This is a genomic window from Mycobacterium pseudoshottsii JCM 15466 (assembly GCF_003584745.1).
Classification (GTDB): Bacteria; Actinomycetota; Actinomycetes; order Mycobacteriales; family Mycobacteriaceae; genus Mycobacterium; species Mycobacterium marinum.
This window is the reverse complement of sequence record NZ_AP018410.1, coordinates 1,414,926-1,433,937: the sequence shown is the minus strand read 5'-3', so window position 1 is coordinate 1,433,937 and position 19,012 is coordinate 1,414,926. Positions and strand designations below refer to the sequence as shown.

Annotated in this window: 15 protein-coding genes and 1 pseudogene; 3 read left to right on the top strand and 13 right to left on the bottom strand. The window is 65.4% G+C overall.

The window, feature by feature from the left end; all coding sequences use genetic code 11:
- Positions 1-9: 9 nt before the first annotated feature.
- The 11 genes from MPSD_RS06540 to MPSD_RS06490 form a co-directional block, all read right to left on the bottom strand.
- Positions 10-852: a GNAT family N-acetyltransferase gene (locus MPSD_RS06540; RefSeq protein ID WP_020788469.1), complete on the bottom strand. Its 843-nt coding sequence runs from the start codon at positions 850-852 to the stop codon at positions 10-12.
- A gap of 60 nt (positions 853-912) precedes the next feature.
- Positions 913-2,115: an ISAs1-like element IS2404/ISMul1 family transposase gene (locus tag MPSD_RS06535; protein WP_420811877.1), complete on the bottom strand. Its 1,203-nt coding sequence runs from the start codon at positions 2,113-2,115 to the stop codon at positions 913-915.
- Between the two features lie 119 nt (positions 2,116-2,234).
- Entirely contained in the window at positions 2,235-3,023 is a 789-nt protein-coding gene (locus MPSD_RS28965) for a PLP-dependent aminotransferase family protein (RefSeq protein ID WP_232022769.1), read from the bottom strand.
- Positions 3,024-3,030: 7 nt separating this feature from the next.
- Entirely contained in the window at positions 3,031-3,834 is an 804-nt protein-coding gene (locus MPSD_RS28960) for an aminotransferase class I/II-fold pyridoxal phosphate-dependent enzyme (RefSeq protein ID WP_232022768.1), read from the bottom strand.
- Between the two features lie 37 nt (positions 3,835-3,871).
- The gene (locus MPSD_RS06520) at positions 3,872-5,746 is read right to left on the bottom strand and encodes an AMP-binding protein (RefSeq protein WP_232022767.1); all 1,875 of its coding nucleotides are present in this window, start codon (positions 5,744-5,746) and stop codon (positions 3,872-3,874) included.
- A gap of 759 nt (positions 5,747-6,505) precedes the next feature.
- Complete coding sequence (locus MPSD_RS06515; protein WP_020727342.1) at positions 6,506-7,054, bottom strand: pentapeptide repeat-containing protein; 549 nt, start codon at positions 7,052-7,054, stop codon at positions 6,506-6,508.
- 8 nt (positions 7,055-7,062) lie between these two features.
- Positions 7,063-7,665, bottom strand: a complete 603-nt coding sequence (locus MPSD_RS06510; protein ID WP_015354765.1) for a GTP-binding protein — start codon at positions 7,663-7,665, stop codon at positions 7,063-7,065.
- Positions 7,646-8,032 (bottom strand): DUF742 domain-containing protein, encoded by a 387-nt coding sequence (locus MPSD_RS06505; protein ID WP_036426872.1) that lies wholly within the window; start codon positions 8,030-8,032, stop codon positions 7,646-7,648. The genes MPSD_RS06510 and MPSD_RS06505 overlap by 20 nt, the downstream gene beginning before the upstream one ends.
- A complete protein-coding gene (locus MPSD_RS06500) occupies positions 8,008-8,439 on the bottom strand; it encodes a serine protease inhibitor (RefSeq protein ID WP_011740748.1) in 432 nt (143 codons plus the stop codon). The genes MPSD_RS06505 and MPSD_RS06500 overlap by 25 nt, the downstream gene beginning before the upstream one ends.
- Entirely contained in the window at positions 8,436-11,171 is a 2,736-nt protein-coding gene (locus MPSD_RS06495) for an ATP-binding protein (RefSeq protein WP_174714224.1), read from the bottom strand. Before MPSD_RS06495 ends, MPSD_RS06500 begins: the two co-directional genes overlap by 4 nt.
- Positions 11,172-11,387: 216 nt before the next feature.
- Positions 11,388-11,993, bottom strand: coding sequence for a class I SAM-dependent methyltransferase (locus MPSD_RS06490; RefSeq protein WP_011740750.1), 606 nt, complete (start codon positions 11,991-11,993; stop codon positions 11,388-11,390).
- Positions 11,994-12,060: 67 nt separating this feature from the next.
- Between MPSD_RS06490 and MPSD_RS06485 the strand changes: the two genes are divergently transcribed.
- Both MPSD_RS06485 and MPSD_RS06480 read left to right on the top strand, forming a co-directional pair.
- Positions 12,061-12,525 (top strand): tRNA (cytidine(34)-2'-O)-methyltransferase, encoded by a 465-nt coding sequence (locus tag MPSD_RS06485; protein ID WP_012393046.1) that lies wholly within the window; start codon positions 12,061-12,063, stop codon positions 12,523-12,525.
- A 180-nt stretch (positions 12,526-12,705) separates the two neighbouring features.
- A pseudogene (locus tag MPSD_RS06480) lies at positions 12,706-14,515 on the top strand (PE family protein).
- Positions 14,516-14,526: 11 nt separating this feature from the next.
- Here the strand turns inward: MPSD_RS06480 and MPSD_RS06475 are convergent.
- Positions 14,527-15,171 carry a nitroreductase family protein gene (locus tag MPSD_RS06475; RefSeq protein WP_020788477.1) on the bottom strand — a complete coding sequence of 215 codons (645 nt, stop codon included), beginning with the start codon at positions 15,169-15,171 and terminating at the stop codon, positions 14,527-14,529.
- Between the two features lie 32 nt (positions 15,172-15,203).
- Here MPSD_RS06475 and MPSD_RS06470 point away from each other — a divergent pair, with 32 nt between their 5' ends.
- Positions 15,204-15,614, top strand: a complete 411-nt coding sequence (locus MPSD_RS06470) for a TIGR03667 family PPOX class F420-dependent oxidoreductase (RefSeq protein WP_020788478.1) — start codon at positions 15,204-15,206, stop codon at positions 15,612-15,614.
- Positions 15,615-15,689: 75 nt separating this feature from the next.
- On the opposite strand, the gene MPSD_RS06465 is transcribed toward MPSD_RS06470, so the two are convergent.
- Positions 15,690-18,992 carry an error-prone DNA polymerase gene (locus MPSD_RS06465; protein WP_179953029.1) on the bottom strand — a complete coding sequence of 1,101 codons (3,303 nt, stop codon included), beginning with the start codon at positions 18,990-18,992 and terminating at the stop codon, positions 15,690-15,692.
- Positions 18,993-19,012 lie beyond the last annotated feature (20 nt).

The following is a 19,012-nucleotide window of genomic DNA, read 5'->3' as shown; positions in this document are numbered from 1 at the left end:
GGCATGATATTACTGAGTAACCGCGGCCATCGCCGCCATTACATCCATGGCAAACGTGTCCCGGGTTTGATAGTAGGCCACCTTTTCCGTCTGATCCGCCCCGACCTTCTTTTTCTCTTCGTCGGACGACAGTCCCAAGCTGACGTGCTCGTACCCGAGCAATCGGGCACGCCGCACCGTCTGGTACATGGCCTGGCGGTAAACGCCGAATTTGCGATTGTATTCGTAGTCGATTCCCACAATTACCCAGTGATAGCCCAGCTTGCCGCGGTAATTCCACGAAACAGCTACTGGAAGACGTTCCGCCCGGTCATCGTAGTCCGCGTAAAAACGTAGCACTACGAATTCCCAATTTTCTTGCGCCACCAACGATTTCAAGATGTCCGACGGATATTGGAATATGTTGATGCTCAAGTTGCGCTTCGCCACGTTCAGATACAGGCGGTATGCCCACTCCTGCTCCTCGGGCGACAACTCGGATTTCGTCTCCACTTCGTACATATGCTCGTACGGAATGAACTCCTGCCGCATGTGCCGTCTTCTGCGCGTGCTCGGCAGCGCCTGCAGAAACTCATCGCGGGTCTCCCATCGCATGTTTTCGATGGCGTTACTCAGGGGCATATCAATCTTCACGAAGCCTCCGTCGGTAAGCACTTGACGGATATCATCGTCGGCAGCGTCGAAGTCGCGTAGCAGTAGCGCCGTAGCGTTGCGTTCCCGCTGCCGCACGAGCACGTGACCGAGGAGAAATCGGATTACCTCCGGCCAATCCTCGCGACTGCGATCCACGTAGAGATGCTGCCCCTCGGAGAGCAAGCACCCCATGCCCATCGTCCGGCTGGTGAGATACATCGGATCCTGTTTCCGCTTCTCCTCGATCTGGGCCGAGATCCAGGGCTCCGGCGTTGTTGATTAGCGGGCTTGTGAGCTGGGGAATTGTGGATTGAGGAGGTCTAGGCGGCGGTTGGCGGTCAAAGCGGTGATCCGGCAGGCTTCGGCGATGTTGTCGGCGCCGTTGAGGCGGTGCAGATTGATCGCGGTGTTGCGTAGCGTTGCTAGGACCTGTGCGCCGTTTCCGGTATGTGCCCTTTGACGGTCTTCGTCGAAGGTGACGTCGCGTATCCAGTGCAGGCTGTTCTCGATTCCCCAGTGTTGACGCATCCAGGTCATGATCGCGGTAGGGCGGGCGTGCTCGAACGGCAGGCTGCAGATGGCATAGACCACCTCCACGCTGCGCTGGTCGGTGGCGGTGATCAAGCGTTCACGAGTGATCCGGATGATTTGTTTTGCGTAGGGGAAGCCGATTCCTCGTGCAGCGGTGATGATTTGCAGGGTGCGGGTCTCGACACGGCCGTGGCCGCGGGAGTCGTCGGTAGCGGCTGTGGGCACCTCGGCCCAGGGCAGCGCGGTGATACGCGCAAGTATTTTGGCTTGGTTGGACTTGACGATCATCAGGTAGTGCGACTTCAAGGTGGCGCAGATCAACTTCGCGGTGACGACCTGGGTATGCATCGCATCCACGGTGACCAGCCACCGCAAGCTACCCGGCAGCAGCGTGAGCAGGGCACGTACGCAGGGAATTTCATTGCTTTTCTCGGCGACAGCGAGTTGACCGAGCACCAATCGGGCACGGTGGGCGAACACCGACACGAGATGCGTGGCTGTCGCTTTGGCGCGTAAAGCACCACGCAGCATCTTGCCGTCCAACGCGATCGGCACCAATCCACTGGGGTCGCTGCTGGCCACGTGTGCAGTGAAGTAACTGCCCATCCTGGCGTTGAGGTCGGCGGGGTCTAGCCGAGACAAAACAGCGCGGAAGGTCTTCTCACTGGGCCGCCGGAACCGGACCCCTAATTGGGCCAACACATCATCGGGAGCGGTGGCCGCCCATGCGGCAAAACCAGCATAGCCGCGCATCCCCGCGGCAGTGGCCAGAACCGCGATCGCCAACAAAGCCACCAGCGAATACCTCCGACCGCGTGGGCCCCTCGGGTCTGGCACCGAGGCCAACACATCGAGAAACTCCGATCCGATGAGCTCGCTGCGCTCACCAGGACTCCAGCAGTCGAACACCTCTGGAACCGACGACACAGGCAATACTGAAACGGTAGGCACGGGCAACTCCAGACCAACGACGAACAGTAACCAACTCGATCGTTCTCCAGATAGCCCGTGCCTACACTCCGGCCCCAATAGCGCGGCACCAAAGATCATCAACCCAGCTCACAAGCCTGCTAATCAACAACGCCGGAGCCCTGGGCCGAGATCGAGGCCTGGGCGAAAATATCATCCTTATACACCGAGGTGGTAAAGAACGTCGCCAATAACGGCCGCCCCGAACCGTCCCGCACAATAAAGTAGTCGAAGTCCCAGCGTTCTTCTGGCCGTGTTCGGCCACCAAACGTCTGCTCCAATGCCAGGCAACCGGCGGCGTCAAAAATGCCCGCACTGGCGAGCAGGCTGTTCCATTCGTCAGCATCAATTTCTCGGATGCTCGTGGCATGGTCCAGTCGATGCGTAGTTTCGCGCGTCGAATGGGCATGGGATGCCCCATTGATCTTGTGCGTCGGCGGCTCCAGACCGAATTGTCGCCGAACGTCCGCTTCGCTCACGCACTCGTCCTTCAAACCGGCCCGAAAATTCCGTGCGACCGCCGCAACAAACTGCTCAATGTCATCGGGCTCCAGCTGCCGCTGGATGGTGAATCTCAGTCCGGTGTTCTTGACCGGAACCACGGGAAATGTACTGAGGTTGCAGTAGTAGCCATCATCGAGCATCCGCTTGACCACATTAATGCCCAGCTTCGGGGTACCGACACAGACAAAATTAATCGGCGTATGTGTATCGGAGAGAATCGGAAGGTCGTATTCCTGGAGCAGCGCACTGCAGCGGCTGATATTGTCCGCCAACGCCCGCTGCATATCGTAGATTTCGCCGCTGAGATGAATGCGGGCACAGGCGATCGCGGCCCCTGTCACCGGTGGTGACAACGGGTGTGAGTAGCTGAACGGCCCCCCGAACATCCGCACCTTACGTTGTGCCTCGGCATTGGGGAAGACCGCAAATCCCCCGGGTACAGCCGAAACCCTTGGCCAGAGTGGAGACAACGATGGTGCGCGGGTGCATGCCGAAGTCACCATAAACACGTCCGGACCCATGGGTGCCATACCAACTCATCCCGTGCGCATCATCGATGTAGAGATGCAGCTGTTCGTACTCATGCATCAATTCATGAAGTTTCAGCATGGGCGCGACATCACCGTACATGGAATAGACGCCGTCGATCAGGTACCAGATTTGGCGGCGCTTGTTGCCAAATTCCTTCAGCTTGTCCTCGAGCATGTCGAGATTGCTATGCCGAATCATCTCGACCGGAACGCCTTTAGCTCGCGCAATATTCGCCGCGTGCTGCACACTGAAGTGGACGCTTTGATCGAGGATTATCGCATCGTTGGCCGTAAGAAGCGTCGGCAAGATGGAGATATGACAGGCGGAGGTGGAACAATAGACCAGGACGGGTTTGTCGTCATAGATTTTGCTCAGGTCGTGCTCTAAAACCTCATTGATACCCGCAGACAAATAGCCGCGTGATACCGAGAACTGCAGGCCATAGCGATCCAAGAAGGCGAACCCCGCCTCCTTTAACCTCGGATCCTGCCCCAGGCTCATGTAGCTGCAGGTGCCAAAGTTCAGTAATTTGCGTACACCAATTTCGAGATGCCTCTCGATGGGAACGTCGGTGTCGGTGACAAAGTACATGACACCGCGATTTTTCGCATCCGTGAGTATTTCATCGACGACATCGTAGGGATCTTGGTGGCGGATCTGCGCCATCGATTCCTCCTGGAGAAGATGTGTGATTTCTAATTGACTAGTTGGCGAGCGTATCCACGAGATCTCTGATGGTCAGGAGCGGCAATATTTCCATCGGGACTTCAATGTCCCAGTCAGCCTTGATTTTCTTAGCCAAAGCTGCGCCATCGATGGAATCAAAACCATAGGCGGCTAGATTGTTGCCGCTCTCCAGTTCTTCGGGACTCAGATTCAACAGCTCGAGGAGGTACTGCTCCATCGCGCGATACTTTGGCGATCGCGCGCCACCATCAGGTTGCTGCGGCGTCGGCGATATCGTCGCGGTACTGACACGGTCGCCGAGAATCGGCAGCTGATCGATCAACAGCAGCTGTTTGCACAGTTGCCGCTGGATCTTGCCACTGGAGGTCTTGGGAATGGCGCCGCGGGCCAAGAGAACCAGCCGGTAGGGCACCACCTCGTGGTGGCCGATAATGGCCTGAAGAATCGAGTCCATCGCACTTTCCAGGGTGTCTTGCGCCGGATCGTCTGCCGCGATTTCCGCGGCGACGCCCAGTCGCTCTTCACCATCGACCTCCAGCGTGAAGGCGGCGCAGTATCCGGGCCGGATCGCGGGGTGGGATTGCTCGACCGAGAATTCGATGTCTTGCGGGTAGTGGTTGACTCCGCGCACGATCACCAGGTCCTTCAGCCGACCCGTCACGTACAGGTCGCCATCTTGCACAAAACCCAGGTCGCCCGTACGCAAGTACTGTCCTTGGCCCGCGACGTTGCCGAAGCAGTCTTGGCTTGCGCCGGCACCGTTGAAGTAGCCCCGGCTGATATTGGGCCCCCGCACCCAGATCTCGCCCACTTCGTCGGCAGCGCATGGCTGTTGGGTCTGCGTCGAGACAATGGCCAGCTCCACTTCGGGGCCCGCCGGACCGCAGCAAACGACCTCCGTCAAAGGCGTTGCGGCAACGTCACATTCCACGACCCGGCCCTCGTTGAGCTGGCGCTGGTCCAGCGTCAACGTCTTGACTGCGGGCCCGCGCCAGCCGGTCACGAACACCGTGGCTTCGGCCAGACCGTAACCGGGCCGAAGGGCATCCGGCCGCAGCCCGAACGGGGCAAACGCGGCCAGGAAACGGCGCATCGTCTCCGCCCGCACCGGCTCAGCGCCGCAGTTCAACGCCTTGACGCTACGCAGGTCCAGCCCCTCGCGCTGAGCCGGCGTGCTTTGCTCCACGCAGAGATCGAAGGCGAAGTTGGGCGCGCCGCTGTTGGTACCGCGGTACTGGGTGAGGCAGCGAAGCCAACGCAGCGGGTCCTGCACAAAGGCGGAGGGGGGCATCGAAACCAACGTGGCCCCCAGATAGAGCGCTTGTAGCGCCATGAAGATCAGCCCAAAGTCGTGATACTGAGGGAGCCAGGAGACAAGCAACTCATTTTGGTCTTGTTCCCAATGCCGCTCGATCTGGTGGGCATTGGACAGCAAGTTGGCCTGGGTGAGCATCACCCCTTTGGGCTGCCCGGTCGAGCCAGAGGTGTACTGCAGCAGCGCCGCGCTCTCGGGCGCATACCGCGGGGGTTGCCAGTCGGCCCGGTCGGCGCTGGCGTCGTCGGTGTTCAGCCAGGTCAGCTCCGAAAGCCCGTCGGGCAGAGTGCGCACGTTTGATTGAGAGTCCACCGACGGCAGGTCGGTCAAGAAGACGCGCGCCTGTGCATCTCGCGCAATGGCCTGCAGTCGCAGCAATGCCGGCCCCGACTTGTTCATATTCGGAACCGGCACCGGCACCGCTACCGCGCCGCTGTACAGGCAGGCGACCAGCCCCGCTGTCATCTCGATGTTGTCGCGACTGGCCAGGATCACCCGCTCGCCTTGCGCCCCCCGCGCCTGCAGCACCGCCGCCAGATGGGCGGCGCGCGCGTGCAGCCCTTCGTAGCTGATCACCGTGCCGGGCCCCTCACCTCGGGGCAAAAAGCGCACCGCGTCGGTGGCCGGGTTGGCCTGTATGGCGCACATGACGGCCTCGGCGGCCGTCCGATCTTTGGCTGTCGGTCTCGACATATCTGCTCATTTCTCTGCGGTTGGAGTGTGGCGCCGCCAGCACTACCTTCGAGCGGCTCTACGCTCGAGATCACGAGATTTCCGAACCACCGCGCCGGAGCCGATCGGGTCTGGGCGACAACCGATTCCGGCGAAATGTCTGGCGGCGTTTCCGGCTAGGCCAGGCGAGCGGGCAGTGCCCGTAGGGTGGGCAACACATCAGGACGCCCCGTTGAGTCGAATTGCGGGTGCCGCGATTCGGATCAGTGGTGCGCGGGGCCCCGTATCCACACCGGGGCGAAACCGCCATCGTGAATCGCCCACGCCAACACCCGGTGGTAAAGCCCAAAGACACTACGGGAGAATGCATTCCAGCAGCTCCCGAACAAACCTGCAACGACCCCAATCCCCATGCGTATGGAGTTAACCGCACCAGGATTGACACTGTCAAGCGATGTGAAAGAACTTGAGGATCCCGCACGTTGCGCCACGGTCTCCGCGTCCTCGTAATGGTCAGACTTTCGCTGCGGACAACCATGTTTCACATCCGGGCGGCCGGAGCACGTCTCAAAATTGAGATGAACCGGTGTCCGGCAGTGGCGACTCGCACCCATTGCGTTTCGTGCGCTCGCCCCAAGGACGGCCCCGGGCCGTCCGGTGAGGTCACGAGTCCAGGCGAAGGCCGTGCGCCAAGGCGAAGGACAACGCTTGCGGCACGTCGATACGCGCACCCGCCAACGAGGCGCTTCGCCACAACGACGGGTCCAGGTTCGCACCGCGCAGATCCGCGTCGTCGAGCTTGGTGCCGTTGGTGCGTGCCCCACGTAGGTCGGCGCCGCGCAGCACACTCTTGCGCAAGTCGGTCTCGACCAGGCTGGCCTCGCGCAACCGGCAGCCACTCAAATCGACGCCCCGCAGGTCGTTACCGCCGAGCACCGCCAGGGTGAAGTCGACCTCGTCGAGAACCAACGGCCGCATCCGGCAGCTGACGAACACCGAGCCCAGCATGCTGCATTGGGCAAATGTGCTGTGCCACAGCGTGGTGCGCTCAAAGCTGCAGTTGCGAAACGCTGACCCTCGGTGTTCGGATTCGGTGAGATTGACTCCGCCGAAGTTGCATTCGCTGAACACAACTCGTTCGGTGCGCAGCCGGCTCAGATCCTCGTCGCGAAAGTCCCGGCCGGTGAATTCGCAGTCGACCCAATGCTCCACTTGCGGTTTCAAGGACGCTGGCCGCCTGCTGCTGTCAGGCTGGCCAATGCGTATTCGCTCAGCGCGATCAGCGCGTCGGTGGCTGACCTGCGGTCGCGGGCGTCGACGGTGATCACCGGTACCTCGGCCCGCAACATCAGCGCTTTGCGCACCTCGGCAACGGGATACTTTTGCGCACCGTCGAATTCGTTGATCGCAATCAGGAATGGCAGGTTGCGGTGCTCGAAGAAGTCCACTGCGGCGAAGCTGTCCTGCAGCCGACGACAGTCGACCAGGACAATCGCGCCGATAGCGCCGCGCACCAGGTCGTCCCACATGAACCAGAACCGGCGCTGGCCCGGGGTCCCGAACAGGTAGAGCACCAGGTCCTCGCCCAGGGTGATGCGGCCGAAGTCCATGGCGACTGTCGTGGTCCGTTTGTCCGGGGTGGCCTCGAGCATGTCGACACCGACCGACGCATCGGTAACCATCGCCTCGGTGCGCAGCGGCATGATCTCCGAAACCGCGCCGACGAACGTGGTCTTGCCGGACCCGAATCCGCCCGCAACGACGATCTTCGTCGATGCGGTGCCGCGCGCCGCAGAGTGCGCCTCAGAGTGCTTTAAGGCCACGCAGGGTCCTTCCTATGAGTTCGTGGCGCTCATCGCGGGTCGAACGCTCGGTCAAGGTCGCATGCACCCGAAGGTAATTGGAGGTGACCAAATCACCCACCAAGACTCGCGCGACACCCACTGGCAGATCCAGACGGGCGGAGATTTCCGCCACCGAAGGACTGGTGAGGCACAACTGGACAATCCTGCCCCGCACGTCGCTGGGTTGCCACCGGCGCGCCAGACCCGCGCGCGATGTCTGCACCGGCGCTTCCAACGGAAGGTCGATGTCGGTTCCGGTACGGCCGGCCGTCAGCGCGTACGGGCGGACCAGGCTGGCCTCCCGCGCGGCTTCCGGCGCGGCTAGCGGCGGGTCGCGTCTGTCCATTGCGGCGCGGGCCTCGCGCGGCGGGAGGACTGCACGACGCTGCCGACCCGCTCGGCCAGCAGCGCCATTTCGTATCCGATCTGGCCGATGTCGCATCCGGTCACCGCCAGCGCCGCCAGATGCGAGCCGTCACCGACGCGCATCAGCAACAGAAAGCCGTTCTGCATCTCGACCACCGATTGCAGCACCTGTCCGCCCTCGAACAGCTGGGCGGCGCCGCTGGCCAGGCTGGACAGCCCGGAAGCCACCGCGGCCAGCTGGTCGGCGCGCTCGCGCGGCAAGTACTCGCTGGCGGCGACGGGAAGACCGTCGACCGACACCAACAAGGCGTGTGCCACCCCGGGAACCTCACGGGCGAACTTGGACACCAGCCAGTCCAGCGGGCTGTCCGACAAACGGGTGTTCATTGTTGATCCGGTTCCTGACTGGCTCTATGGGCATGTGCCCGTCCAGTGTGCACACCGCCGAAATGACTGCTCATGGATGCCCGAACCGCATTGGGGTCACGCATGGCGGCCGTGTGCTGGGCGGGCTGATCGGGTGGTAGTCCGCGGTCGGACGCCGGCGGCCGATCCGCCTCGTCCTGAGTGGGCTCGTCGGAGTCGGCGGCACCCGGCACCAGCCGAGCACCCGGGGTACGCACCGGCAGGCCGTGATCCGTCCGGGACTGCACCGGTGTTTCCTGGGCCTCGGCGGCCGCCGACCAGCCGCGGTCCCATACCGACCGCCAATCCAGGTCGGCGCTATTGGCCAGCTCATGCGGATCACTGGTCATCTCGGACAACATTTTTTGGTAGATCGAGTCGTCGCGGACGGGGTCGGCCGGTGCCGACTGCGGCCCGGGTTTGACCGAAGGTGCCGGTTCATCGGGCCCCGCGCCGGCGGCCGGCGATCGCCTGGCAAAAAATGCGGCGGTGTCGGATTGTTGCGGCGCCGCTTGTTCCGGTCGCCCCGCGGGTTGCGCGGTTTCCCACCAGGGTGTCTTCAGCTCACGGCGGCGCCGTGGCGGCTGCTGTTGTTCGGGCTGCTGGCCGGGGACGTCGGCAATGCCACTAGATCCGGGATTGCGCCGCGGCAGCAAACTGACCGGGGGAAGCGGTGGGACGGCGGTGCTGTCGCCGGTGGGCGCGGACCCGGCGGCATCCGGCGCGGGGGCAGGCTCCGAACTCGGAGGTCTGACCACAAACGCGCTCCGCTGCGGCGGCTGACCGGCCGCGGATCCCGGCCGCTGGCCGTCCACCAAGACGGTCCGCGGCAGGTAGACCTCGGCAGTGGTGCCGCCGCCGGCCTCCCCGGTTGACGGGCCGCGCAACCCCACCCGAATCCCGTGCCGCGCAGCCAACCGGCCCACCACAAAAAGGCCCATGTGTCGAGCGTTGGCGGGAGTCACCTCGCCACCGGAGTGCAGTCGCATGTTGGCCATGCGCCGATCCGACTCGGTCATGCCCAGCCCGGAGTCCGCGATCCGCAGCAGGACCCCTCCCTCACTGCCACGCACCGCCGATACTCGAACCGGCGCGGTCGGCGGCGAATAGTTCAGCGCGTTGTCGATCAACTCGGCGAGAAGATGAATCACGGCACCCGCCGCGGCACCGATCACCGTGCAGTCGGCCACTCCCCCGGTTTCGACGCGCCGGTAGTCCTCGACCTCGGAGACGGCGGCGCTGATCACTGTCAACAGCGGCACCGGCTCACGGTGGTCACGCGAAATCTGCGCACCCGCCAGCACCAGCAGGTTCGCACTGTTGCGACGCAGCCGAGCGGCCAGGTGATCCAGCCGGAACAGGGTGTCGAGGCGGTCGGGATCCTCCTCGTTGCGCTCCAGCCCGTCGATGAGCGACAACTGCTGATCCACCAGGGACCGGCTGCGCCGCGACATGGTCTCGAACATGTCGTTGACTAGCGATCGCAGTCGCGCCTCGTCCCCCGCCAGCACCAAGACCTGGGCGTGCAGCTCATCGACCGCGTGCGCGACCTGACCGATCTCCTCGGTGGTGTAGACCGGCAGTGGCTCCGGAATCGGCTCGGCGCCCTCCCGCACCTTCGCGATCTCACCCTCGAGGTCGGTGTGAGCGACCTTCAACGCACCGTCGCGCAGCTGGCGCAGCGGCCGGACCAACGCACGCGCCACCAGGAGCACCACGACCACCGCGACCAGGATGGCGCCCAACACCAACACGGTGTCGCGAATCGCGGCGTCACGCCGAGCGCTGGCCCTGGCCTGCACCGCCTTGGTGACCGACTCGGTGGCGTCGTTGATGACCTGCTCGGCGATCCCGCGGGTGATCTGGATCGACTGCAGCAGCTGGGGGTTACCCGCCAGCACGCTGTCCGGATCCGAGATGATCGCCATCCGGCTCACCATCTGCTGGTGCAGGGTCTTGGCGTCCGGTGAACCGACGCCGAGCACCTCGGTCATTCCGAACAGCGTCGAAGGTTCGGTGCCGGCGAGGGTGATCATCGAGTTGCGCAACTGCGCCTCGGGAGCTTCAGCGCCGCGAGTCACCAGGATTTCTTGCAGGGTCATCTGCCCGCGGGCGCCAACGGCCCTGCTCAAACCCTGAACTTCGGCCCGGATCTGCTCGTTGTCGACGCGTACCGAGGCGTTGATGGCGTCCTCTGCCGTCAGCAGCAGCGGCACATAGGCCGTGACGCGATCGCGCAAACTGCTGGTGTTGGCCAGCGTCTGGTCCAGCAGCGCCTGCCCGCCGTTCAGCACGGAGTTGACCCCGGAGCGAACGTCGCTGAGCACGTTGGTGTTCGCCAACCTGGTCTGTAGCTCGTTTTTGCGGGCCGCGAAGTTCTTCTTGGGTCCCTCGACATCGCGTCCGGTGGAACTGGCCAGCAACGCGACATCGAGTGCCGACATGTACTTGGTGATGGCCGGTATGACGTCGGCACGAGCATCCGCCAGCCGCAGACCGCTGGAGTTGGCCATCCCGCCATGGATCCGCAATCCACCCAACACCATCGCCAGCAGCAGCGGCACCACCGCGATGGCGACGACCTTCCACCCCACCGGCCAGTTGCCCAACGACCAGGCGGGCGGGCGTTTGGGTGGAGCAGATTCGGCGCCGCTGGCAACGGGTGCGCCGGGGGCCGCCTCGACCGGTGTGGTCGGGCGGGCAAACATTGTCATGGGATTACGGCCGTGCTACCGGCCGCAGCCCCGATGTGTCCTGCTCGCACAAACCAGAGAACCATGCAAACTTCCCGCTTAATTTCGCCCGCCCGAACAGCTGGGCGCCAAGCAACGCCTGGCAATTCGACGAGTATGACAGCCCAGAGCCGTGGTCTCCATAATTGTTACCGAGCAGATAACCTCGGCCGCAACAGGCCCGCGGGCCGCCGGAGCCTAGGCCGGGCGAAGCAGCGCGACCAGGAAGTCGCAGTCATCGGTGAACGGTCGCAGATCCCAGGTGGATAGCAGCAGATCGGGCACCAACCCGGCGGCTTGCGCGTCGTCGAGGAAGTCGGCGAACGCGTAGTCGCGGCCCGCGCCGAAGCCGATCACCGCTCGGCCGTCGCTGCACAGGTGCGCACGTAGCCGGCCGAGCACTCGAGCCCGGGTGCTCGGGGCCAGGAATGTCATCACGTTGCCGGCGGAGACGATTACGTCGAACGGCTCGGCAATGCCGCGCGCGGGCAAGTCAAGCTCGGCGAGGTCGCCGACGAGCCACTGCGGGCCGGGATAATCCTGCTCGGCCGCTTCGATGAGCGCCGGATCGACGTCCACGCCGACCACCCGGTGACCGGCCGCGGCCAGATGACGACCCAACCGGCCGGGGCCGCAGCCCGCGTCAAGAATGTGGGCACCGCGCGGCGCGATCGAGTCCACCAGGCGTGCCTCGCCGACCAGGTCTTCGCCCGCGCGGGCCATGGCCCGGAACCGCTCGATATACCAGCGCGAATGTCCGGGATCGGCAGCAACCTTCTGCATCCAGATGCTCTGCTCGACCATGCGAGCATTATCGCCCGGGTGCGAGCGCTGGGCGTGGGCGGCCGGCTTAGCGGAAGGATGGCGTGTTGTGTTCAAGCTGCTGTTCTACTCGCCTCGCATCGCCCCCAACACGGGCAACGCCATCCGGACCGCGGCCGCGACCGGCTGTGAGCTGCATTTGGTAGAACCGCTGGGCTTCGATCTGTCCGAGCCCAAACTCCGGCGAGCCGGGCTCGACTATCACGACTTGGCCTCAGTCACCGTCCACGGCTCCCTCACGCAGGCGTGGGACGCACTGCTACCGGCGAGGGTGTTCGCCTTCACCGCCGGGGCCAGCGTCACGTTCTCCGACGTCGACTTCCGGCCCGGCGATGTGCTGATGTTCGGGCCCGAGCCCACCGGCCTGGACGCGGCGACGCTGGCCGACGCGCATATCACCCAACAGGTGCGTATCCCCATGCTGGCGGGCCGGCGCTCGCTGAATTTGGCCAACGCCGCGGCCGTCGCGGTGTATGAGGCGTGGCGGCAGCACGGCTACCCGGGAGCGCTCTAGCGGCACGTCACGAGGCAGACCGGGCTGCAACCGGCCGGACTTCGACGCTCCGCCATCCGCCGACCTGTGAGTTTTCTGCCAATCAGCTGCAGAAATCCCGTAAGGGCAATCGGGTGCCCCCAACCGCCTTACCGTGCGGGAAATTTCCGGCTCCGGATGTGACGTCCCGAAAGGACAGCAATGTCGTCAATAGCGGTATTCCCCGAGGCGGTATCGGCTGCGGCGGCTGACGTAGCAAACATCGGCCGGGCGCTGAGCGCGGCAAATGCGGCCGCAACGGTTCCCACCACCAACCTGCTGGCCGCCGGCACCGACGAGATATCGACGGCGGTGGCATCCCTGTTCTCCGGCCACGGCCAGGCCTATCAACGGCTCGCCAACCAGCTGATGGCCTTTCACGACCAATTCGCCCAAGCGCTCACCGCCGGCGCGAGCGCCTACACCGGCGCCGAGGCAACCAACGCCTCACCCCTGCAGACCGTGGAACAAAACGCCCTGGGCCTGATCAACGCGCCCACCCAAACCTTGCTCGGCCGCCCCCTGATCGGTGACGGCGCCGCCGGCACCGCCACCAACCCCAACGGCGGCGCCGGCGGCCTGCTCTACGGCAACGGCGGTGTGCCGGCTTCAACAACGGCGCCACCGCCGGAGCCGCCGGCGGCAACGGCGGCAACGCCGGACTGATCGGCAACGGCGGGGCCGGCGGCAACGGCGGTGCCGGCGCGGCCGGGGGAACCGCGGCAACGGCGGCTGGCTCTACGGAAGCGGCGGTGACGGCGGCACCGGAGGCAACGCCCTGGTCGCCGGCGGCACCGGAGGCAACGGCGGCGCCGGCGGCGCCGCCGGACTATGGGGCAACGGCGGCGCCGGTGGACACGGCGGCAGCGGCCTAGCCGGCAACAGCGGCGTCAACCCCACCCCCACCCATGACACGGCCCTCAACGGCGCCGACGGCGACAGCAACATCTACGACGCCGCCACCAACACCGTCTCCGCGACCCCGGGCACCGACGGCACTCCCGGCGGAGCCGGTGTCACCGGTGGAAATGGCGGGGCCGGCGGCTCCGCCTCCCAACCCGTCACCAGCCTTACCGCGACCGCCAGTGACGGCGGCAACGGCGCGCAAGGCGGCCAGGGCGGTGCCGACGGTGGCACCAGTGGTGTCGCCGGCGTCGCCGCCTCCTACAACGGTGTCGCCATCGGGGGCAACGGAGGCAACGGCGGCACCGGCGGCACCGGCGGCACCGGTACGGACGGCCTAGCCGGCAGCGGGGGCGGTTCTGGTGGCGCGGGAGGACGCGGCGGCTGGCTGATCGGCAACGGTGGTGCCGGTGGCGCCGGCGGTGCCGGTGGCGCCGGTGGCGCCGGCGGTGCCGGTGATGCCGGCGGTAACGGTGCCATCGGTGGCGACGGCGGAGCCGCCGGCTTTACCGGCTCCAACAACGACAGCGCGGCCTCCACCTTGTACGGGGCCCACGGCGGCACCGGCGGTGATGGCGGTGCCGGCGGCACCGGTGGGCATGGCGGAGCCGGCGGTGACGGTGGCGCCGGCGGCGACGGCGGATGGTTGATCGGCGACGGCGGTGCTGGCGGACAGGGCGGTGTCGGCGGCATGGGCGGCACCGGTGGCGCGGGGGGTTCCGGCGTCGCCGGCGCCCATAGCGGCAACGCCACGAGCGCGGTAGCGGCATTCGGTGGCGATGGCGGGGCGGGCGGCGATGCCGGTCATGGCGGCACGGGTGGCGACGGCGGCAACGGCGGCCAGGGAGCCAGCGGTGGCCGCGGCGGGCTACTGAGCGGCGCACAGGGCGTCACCGGAACCGTCGGTGACGGCGGTACCGGCGGTGACGGCGGTCTGCATGGCGCCTTCGGCGCGGGCGGCGATCCGGGCACCGGTGGCGGTCAAGGGTCTGATGGCAACCGCGGTGCCGACGGCCTCGGGGGCCCCGCCTTCGACGGCGCCCGCGGCGCCGACGGCAACCCGGGCTGACGCGGCGCCGACTACCAGCTGTTCCAGTGCGTCAGGCGGTCGGCGGGCAGCCGCTTGGCCGGGCGGAAGTCGGTGCCTTTGGTGTAGGCGATCGGGAACAGCCCGCCCTGGCTGTAGTCGTCGTAGGGGATGCCAAGGACGTCGGCTACCTGCCGCTCACCGTCGGCCAGCAGATGCAGTGTTGTCCAGCATGAGCCCAATTCGCGGGACCGTAGCGCCAGACAAAAGCTCCAGACCGCCGGAAACAGCGAGGCCCAGAAGGACACTCCGCCCAACGGCGATTTGTCTTCCCGGCCCTGGATGCACGGGATCATCAGGACCGGCGCCTCATGCATGTGCTCGGCGAGGTAGGTCGCGGAATCCCTGACCTTGCCCATCCGCTCACCCCGAGTGTCACCCTCGGCGTACTCGGGTGCCGGCATGCTCAGGTAGCTGCGGGCCCGGGCCAGGTAGACGTCGGCGATCGCCTTCTTCTTGTCCGCATTTTCGACAAACACCCACTGCCAACCCTGCGAGTTGGAACCGGTGGGCGCCTGCAGCGCCAGATCGAGGCATTCCATCAACACTTCGCGCGACACCGGCTTGTCGAAATCGAGTCGCTTGCGGACCGAGCGGGTCGTGGTCAGGACTTCGTCGACGGACAGGTTGAGGGTCATGTCGCGGAGATTACCCCCCTATATTCAGCTTCATGGGTATCGAACTGACTCAAGAGGTTTCTGGCAGGCTGGCCTCCGACCACTACGGGCGGCTGACCACCGTCGCCAAATCTGGACAGCCAGTGCCGCGACTGATCTGGTTCTACTTCGACGGAGCCGACCTCACGGTGTACTCGATGCCCAAGGCGGCCAAGGTCGCCCATATCCTGCAGCGCCCCCACGTCAGCCTGAATCTCTATTCCGACGGCAACGGCGGGGGCATCATCGTGGTCGGCGGGACGGCTGACGTGGCAGCCACCGATGTCGACTGCCGCGAAGACGAGCCGTACTGGGCCAAGTACCGCGACGATGCCGCGAAGTTCGGTCTGACCGAAGCGATGGCTTCCTACAGCACCCGACTCAAGATCACCCCGACCCGAGTGTGGACGACGCCGACGGGCTGAGGTTCGACTCGCCAAGGTGCGGGTCTGCACAACGACACGCCGCTTTGGCGGGCATTCTGCGCACGTTCGGGCGCACTAGCGGAAGTCACGGGAACGCGAGCCGACCGCCAGGCTGATGCGCCCCATCCGCTCCGCCACGACGGTGACTGCGCCACTGGCGTTTTGCACCTGACCACGGATGAGCAGTGCGGGCGCCGTATTCGCCAGTTTGCGATGCCGCATCCACACCCCCGGCGTACAGAGCACATTGACCATCCCGGTCTCGTCTTCCAGGTTGATGAACGTCACCCCCTGGGCCGTCGCGGGTCGCTGTCGATGGGTCACCGCGCCGGCGATCAGCACCCGCTCCCCGTCGGGCACCGAGAGCAGCGCAGCTGCGGCCAACACCCCCAAGGCGTCCAGGTCTGCTCGCAGAAACTGGGTCGGGTAGCTGTCCGGGGAGATGCCGGTGGCCCACACGTCGGAGGCGGCCAACTCCAGCTCACTCATTCCCGGCAGCGTCGGGATGTGCGATGACGAGCCCACCCCGGGCAACCGGTCCGGCCGTTGGGTGGCCGCGGCCCCGGCCGCCCACAGCGCCTCCCGCCGCGACATCCCGAAACAGCCCAGCGCTCCAGCCGTCGCCAGCGCTTCGGTCTGCGGCACGCTGAGCTGCACTCGCGATGTCAGATTCAGCAGGGAAGCGAACGGCCCGTTGTCGTTTCGTTCCGCGACCAGACTTTCGGCGAGGTCATCTCCGATATGGCGGACGGCTCCCAGACCGAGGCGGACCTGCATTCCGGCATTCTCCAGAGTGGCGTGTGCCAGGCTCGCATTGACATCGGGCCCGTGCACCAATACACCGTGCCGGCGGGCGTCGGCCACCAGCGACTGTGGTGAATAGAAGCCCATCGGCTGAGCCCGCAGTAACGCGGCGCAGAACGCCGCGGGGTGGTGCAACTTGAACCACGACGAATAGAACACCAGCGACGCGAAGGACAGTGCATGGCTTTCGGGGAAACCGAAATTCGCGAACGCCTCCAGCTTTTCGTAGATCCGATCGATCACCTCGTCCGGGGCGCCATGCAGCGCGCGCATACCGTCGTAGAACCGGCCGCGCAGTCGGCGCATGCGCTCGGTCGAGCACTTGGATCCGATGGCACGCCGCAGCTGGTCGGCCTCGGCGGCGGAGAAGCCCGCGCAATCGACGGCCAACTGCATCAGCTGTTCTTGGAAAAGCGGCACTCCCAGCGTCTTACGCAACGCCGATTCCATGGACGGGTGCTCGTAGACGACCGGGTCGATACCGTTGCGCCGCCGGATGTAGGGGTGTACTGACCCGCCCTGAATGGGCCCGGGCCGGATCAGCGCGACCTCTACCACCAGGTCATAGAACACTCGGGGCTTGAGTCTGGGCAACGTGGCCATCTGAGCCCGTGACTCCACCTGGAACACACCGACGGAATCGGCACGGGCCAGCATCTCGTACACCGCCGGTTCGGAAAGGTCCAGCCGGGCCAGATCCACTTCGATACCTTTGTGCTCGGCCACCAGGTCTCTCGCGTAATGCAGAGCCGAGAGCATGCCCAGCCCGAGCAGGTCGAACTTCACCAACCCGATTGCCGCGCAGTCGTCTTTATCCCACTGCAAAACAATGCGATCGGCCATGCGCGCCCATTCCACCGGGCACACGTCGGCGATCGGGCGGTCGCAGATCACCATGCCACCGGAATGAATACCCATATGCCGTGGCAGATTCCGAATCTGGGCTGCCAGATCGATCACCTGCTCGGGAATGCCCTCGACATCGTCGGGCGTCGCGTTCCAGTGGCCGATCTGTTTACTCCAGGCATCCTGCTGGCCCTGCGAGAAGCCCAGCGCGCGAGCCATATCGCGCACCGCGCTGCGCCCCCGGTAGGTGATGACGTTGGCGACTTGAGCGGCATAGTCCCGGCCATATTTGTTGTAGACGTACTGAATGACCTTTTCCCGCTGATCCGACTCGATGTCGATATCGATGTCGGGCGGTCCGTCGCGCTCGGGTGACAAGAAGCGTTCGAACAGGAGCTCGTTGGCTATCGGATCCACAGCGGTGACACCGAGGGCATAACAGACCGCGGAGTTGGCCGCCGATCCCCTGCCCTGGCACAGAATGTCGTTACGTCGGCAAAACTGGGTGATGTCGTGTACTACCAGGAAATAGCCCGGGAAGCTCAGTTGTGCAATGACTTTCAGCTCATGCTCGATCTGGGCGTAAGCTTTCCTGGCCCGCGGCGACCGCTCGGTCGAACCGTAGCGCTCGCGGGCACCCGACATGACCAACGACCGCAACCAACTGTCCTCGGTGTGCCCGTCGGGCACATCGAACGGCGGCAGCCGCGGCGCGATGAGCGCCAGCCCGAACGCGCACTGCTCGCCGAGTTCGGCGGCGGCGGTCACCACGTCGGGCCGCTGCGCGAACAGCCGGGCCATTTCCGCGCCGGAGCGCAGATGCGACCCGCCCAGCGGCGCCAGCCACCCGGCCGCGGAGTCCAGGGACTGGCGGGCCCGGATGGCCCCCATCGCCATGGCCAGCCGGCTGCGCGCCGGATGGGCGAAATGCGCCCCGGTCGTGGCAACGACGCCAACACCAAAGCGGGGCGCCAGCCCGGCCAGCATCGCGTTGTTCTCGTCGTCGAGCGGGTGACCGTGGTGGGTTAGCTCGACGCTGACCCGGCCGGCCGTGAACCGGTCCACCAGATCGGCCAGCGCCCGCTCCGCCGCATCCGGCCCACCTTGACGAAGGGCCTGGCGCACATGACCTTTCCGGCATCCGGTCAGGATGTGCCAGTGCCCGCCCGCGGCCTCGGTCAGCGAGTCGAAGTCGTAGCGTGGCTTGCCCTTCTCACCGCCGGCCAGATGCGCCGCGGCCAGTTGCCGTGACAGCCGCCGATAGCCTTCCGGACCTCGGGCCAGCACCAGTAGATGCGGTCCGGGCGGATCCGGCTGCTCGGTGCGGGCCTCCGGCCCCAGCGACAGCTCGGCACCGAACACGGTGCGCACGCCGAGCCCGCTGGCCGCTTCGGCGAACCGCACCGCCCCGTACAGGCCGTTGTGATCGGTCAGCGCCAGGGCGCGCAGATCCAGGCGGGCAGCTTCCTCGACCAACTCTTCCGGCGTGCTGGCGCCATCGAGAAAGCTGTACGCCGAATGCGCATGCAACTCGGCGTATGCGATGGACGAGTCGACCCGGTTGGCGTCCGGCTTGGGCGCATACGTCTCGCGCTTGCGCGACAACGGACCGTCCCACCCGGCCTCGGCCGTGGGGCCGGCCGCATCCGGCACGCCGGCATGACGCGGCTTGCCATCCAGCACCCGCTCCATTTCCGCCCAACTCGGCGGGCCATTGCCCCAGCCCACACCCACAGCTTATCGAAAAT